Origin of the sequence: Streptomyces synnematoformans (assembly GCF_039531005.1) — a bacterium.
Taxonomy (GTDB): Bacteria; Actinomycetota; Actinomycetes; order Streptomycetales; family Streptomycetaceae; genus Streptomyces; species Streptomyces synnematoformans.
Window position 1 is genome coordinate 1 of the sequence record NZ_BAAAPF010000464.1, and the last position, 3,835, is coordinate 3,835.

The 3,835-nt window shown below is 72.2% G+C and carries 4 protein-coding genes; all 4 read left to right on the plus strand.

Features of this window, described 5'->3' with window-relative positions:
* Complete coding sequence (locus ABD317_RS34385; protein WP_344295385.1) at window positions 1-1,080, plus strand: class E sortase; 1,080 nt, start codon at window positions 1-3, stop codon at window positions 1,078-1,080.
* A gap of 44 nt (window positions 1,081-1,124) precedes the next feature.
* Window positions 1,125-1,961: a class E sortase gene (locus ABD317_RS34390; RefSeq protein WP_344295387.1), complete on the plus strand. Its 837-nt coding sequence runs from the start codon at window positions 1,125-1,127 to the stop codon at window positions 1,959-1,961.
* A gap of 180 nt (window positions 1,962-2,141) precedes the next feature.
* Window positions 2,142-2,687, plus strand: coding sequence for a DNA-binding protein (locus ABD317_RS34395; protein ID WP_344295389.1), 546 nt, complete (start codon window positions 2,142-2,144; stop codon window positions 2,685-2,687).
* A gap of 47 nt (window positions 2,688-2,734) precedes the next feature.
* Window positions 2,735-3,835, plus strand: a 1,101-nt coding sequence (locus ABD317_RS34400; protein ID WP_344295391.1) for a serine/threonine-protein kinase, incomplete at its 3' end; no start/stop codon positions are given.

Consider the following 3,835-nt stretch of genomic DNA (forward strand, 5'->3'; position numbering starts at 1 on the left):
GTGGCCGCCGCGGCCCTCGTCGGCGGCCCCGCGCCGGCCGACCCGGCAGCCGACCGGATGCCCGGCCCCGCCCACGCCCCCGCCACCCCCGCGCCGCCACCCGACCGGGCAACCCGTACGCCCGCCGACCCGGCACCTCCTCCGACGCCCGGCCAGGCATCCGACCCGGCCACCGCCCCCGCGGCCACCGCCCCCGCGGCAGCCGCCGACCCCGCGGCAGAGCAACGCCTCACCTGGGGCACCGCCCCCGCCCCCCGCCGCCGCGCGATACCCGCGGGCGACGGGCGCGGCGACCGCGAGGACCGCACCGTTCAGACGATGTCCCTGAACGTCGCCCGCGCCCTCGGCACCCGCATGAGCGCCCGCAAGGCCGCCCGCGCCGCGAAGCAGCAGCGCACCGTGCTGATCAGCAGGATCACCGGCGAGGCGTTCATCACCCTCGGCGTGCTGATGCTCCTCTTCGTCGTCTACCAGCTCTGGTGGACCAACGTCCTCGCCAACCGCGAGTCCCGGCAGGAGGCGAAGCAGCTGGAGGAGCAGTGGAGCCGCGGCGAGGGCGCGGGCAAGGAGGACGCCCGCGACCCGGGCGCGTTCGAGGCCGGCGAGGGCTTCGCCATCATGCACATCCCGTCCCTGGACGTGAACCGCCCGGTGGCGCAGGGCATCGACAAGCAGAAGGTCCTGGACCGCGGTCTCCTCGGCCATTACGCGGAGGGCGACCTCGCGACCGCGATGCCGTGGGAGAAGAAGGGGAACTTCGCGGTCGCCGGGCACCGCAACACCCACGGCGAGCCCTTCCGCTACATCAACAAGCTGGAGCCGGGCGAAGAGATCATCGTCGAGACCAAAGACACCTACTACATATACGAGGTGGCCAGCACACTGCCGTCGACATCGCCGTCGAACACTGATGTCATCGACCCGGTGCCCGAGGGCTCGGGATTCACCGAGCCGGGCCGCTACGTCACCCTAACGACCTGCACGCCTGAGTACACGTCCAAATATCGGCTTATTGTCTGGGGCAAGATGGTCGAGGAGCGTCCGCGCAGCAAGGGCAAGCCCGACGCGCTCGTTGACTGAGAGCGGGACGGCGGGGACAGCGGGACGGAACGAACGGGGAAGCGGTGGCAGCGGCGGACGAGGAGCAGGACGGCAGACCCGTGGCGGAGGCCGGCGCAAAGGCCGTAGCGGCGCCCGCGGAGGAGAACGCGGAAGAAGCCGCGGCGGACACCGCCGGCGACGGCGACGCACCCCCCGCGCCCCCCGCCCGCCGCCGGCGCGGCCTGGTCGCCGGTGTCGTCAGCCTCTTCGGCGAGGTGCTGATCACCGTCGGCGTCCTCATGGCGCTCTTCGTCGTCTACTCCCTGTACTGGACGAACGTCCAGGCCAACCGCCAGGCCGGCCGCATGACCGACGACCTGCGCGACTCCTGGGAGAGCACTCCCGACGACAGCAAGCCCCGCCCCGTGAACATCGGCGACCTCAAGGGCGGCATCGGCTTCCTGCACGTGCCCGCGATGGAGGAGAACATCCTCGTACGCAAGGGCACGGCGACCGACGACCTGAACAAGGGCGTCGCCGGCTACTACACCGAGCCCGTCAAGTCGGCCATGCCCTGGGACCGCCGCGGCAACTTCTCGCTCGCCGCGCACCGCGACGGGCACGGCGCCAAGTTCCACGACATCCACGACATCGACGAGGGCGACCCCATCGTCTTCGAGTCGAAGGACCGCTGGTACGTCTACAAGACGTACGCCATCCTCTCCGAGACCTCGAAGTACAACACCGACGTGCTCGACAAGATCCCGGAGGAGTCCGGGAAGACCGAGCCCGGCCGGTACATCACGCTCACCACCTGCACCCCGATGTACACCTCCCGGCACCGCTACATCGTCTGGGGCGAACTGGAGCGCGTGGACCGCGTCGACGAGCAGCGCACCCCGCCGCCCGAGCTGTCCTGAGCCCCCGGCCCCGCCCCCGTACGGGCGCCCGGAGTGGCACGCGTAGACCCGCGCGGACAAGGAAGAACGCGTCCCGCTTATCTCCCCGTCCCGAGGTCTGTCTGGGCGCGTTTCCGCTCCGTAGGATGCAGTTCGCAAGCGCGAATCTGGACTCGGGGACATCTGGGGAGGCCGCACGGCATGGGAGCTCCACGGCAGGACACCAGCGAACGCGCACGAGAGCTACAGCGAAGCTGGTACGGCGAACCGCTGGGCGTGCTGTTCCGGCGACTGATCGACGATCTCGGTCTCAACCAGGCACGGCTGGCAGCCGTGCTCGGCATTTCGGCGCCGATGCTGTCACAGCTCATGAGCGGACAGCGGGCGAAGATCGGCAACCCGTCGGTGGTGCAGCGCGTACAGGCGCTGCAGGAGCTGGCGGCGGAGGTATCGAGCGGCAGCGTTTCGGCCGCGGAGGCGGCGGAACGGATGGACGGCATCCGCAAGAGCGCGGGAGGGTCGGTGCTGGGCAACACGCAGACGCAGTCGTCGGCCGGTTCGACGACGGTGCGCCGCGTCGTCCGGGAGATCCAGTCGCTGCTGCGCTCGGTGGCCGCCGCCGGCGACATCATCGACGCGGCGGAACGCCTCACGCCCACGCATCCGGAGCTGGCAGAGTTCCTCCGGGTTTACGGCGCGGGGCGCACGGCGGACGCCGTAGCACATTACGAGGCACACCAGTCATAGCCGGATGAACTGCTAGAGGAATCCGTACAAGGGGCGGGCGCAGCAGCATGGGTGAGGTCTTCGCCGGGCGGTACGAGCTGGTCGACCCGATCGGCCGGGGCGGGGTGGGCGCGGTCTGGCGCGCCTGGGACCACCGGAGGCGGCGCTATGTGGCGGCCAAGGTGCTGCAGCAGAGCGACGCGCACACGCTGCTGCGCTTCGTCCGCGAACAGGCGGTACGCGTCGACCACCCGCACGTGCTGGCACCCGCCAGCTGGGCGGCGGACGACGACAAGGTGCTGTTCACGATGGACCTGGTGCGCGGCGGCTCACTGGCCCATCTGATCGGCGACTACGGGCCGCTGCCGCCGCGGTTCGTCTGCCTGCTGCTCGACCAGCTGCTGGCCGGGCTGGCCGCGGTGCACGGCGAGGGCGTCGTGCACCGCGACATCAAGCCGGCGAACGTGCTGCTGGAGGCCACCGGCACCGGCCGGCCGCACCTCAGGCTCTCCGACTTCGGCATCTCCCTGCGCAAGGGCGAGCCGCGGCTGACGGACGCCGACTTCGTCGTCGGCACGCCCGGCTACTTCGCGCCGGAGCAGATGCTGGGCGCGGAGCCGGACTTCCCCGCGGACCTGTTCGCGGTGGGGCTGCTGGCGCTGTACCTGCTCACCGGGGAGCGTCCGGACGGCGAGGCGCTCGCGGAGGCGTACCCGGACAGCGGTGTGCCGCCGGCTCCGGACCAGGTGCCGGAGCCGCTGTGGCAGGTGCTGGCCGGCCTGCTGCAGCCGGATCCGGAGGTGCGGTTCCGCACGGCGACGGGCGCGCGGAAGGCGCTGGCCGAGGCGGCGGAGCTGCTGCCGGAGCTGGATCCGGCGGAGGAGCCGGTGGAGGTGTTCGACCAGCTCGGGCCGCTGCCGGCGGGCTTCGGTCCGGCGGGACCGGAGCGGGAGGAGAGGGAGGAGAGGCAGGAGCGGACCGGCGGGGTTGCGTCGTCGTACGGGAACGTGCGGCCGGGGCAGGGGACGGGCCCGGGTACGGGTACGGGTACGGGCCCGCGCCCGGCCGGAGGCGGCGCCGCGGGGCCGGCGGGCCCGGCGGGCGAGCCCGCTCCGGCGTACGCCCCCGGCGCCATCGGGTACGCACCCCCGGCCGTCGACGCGGCGGCC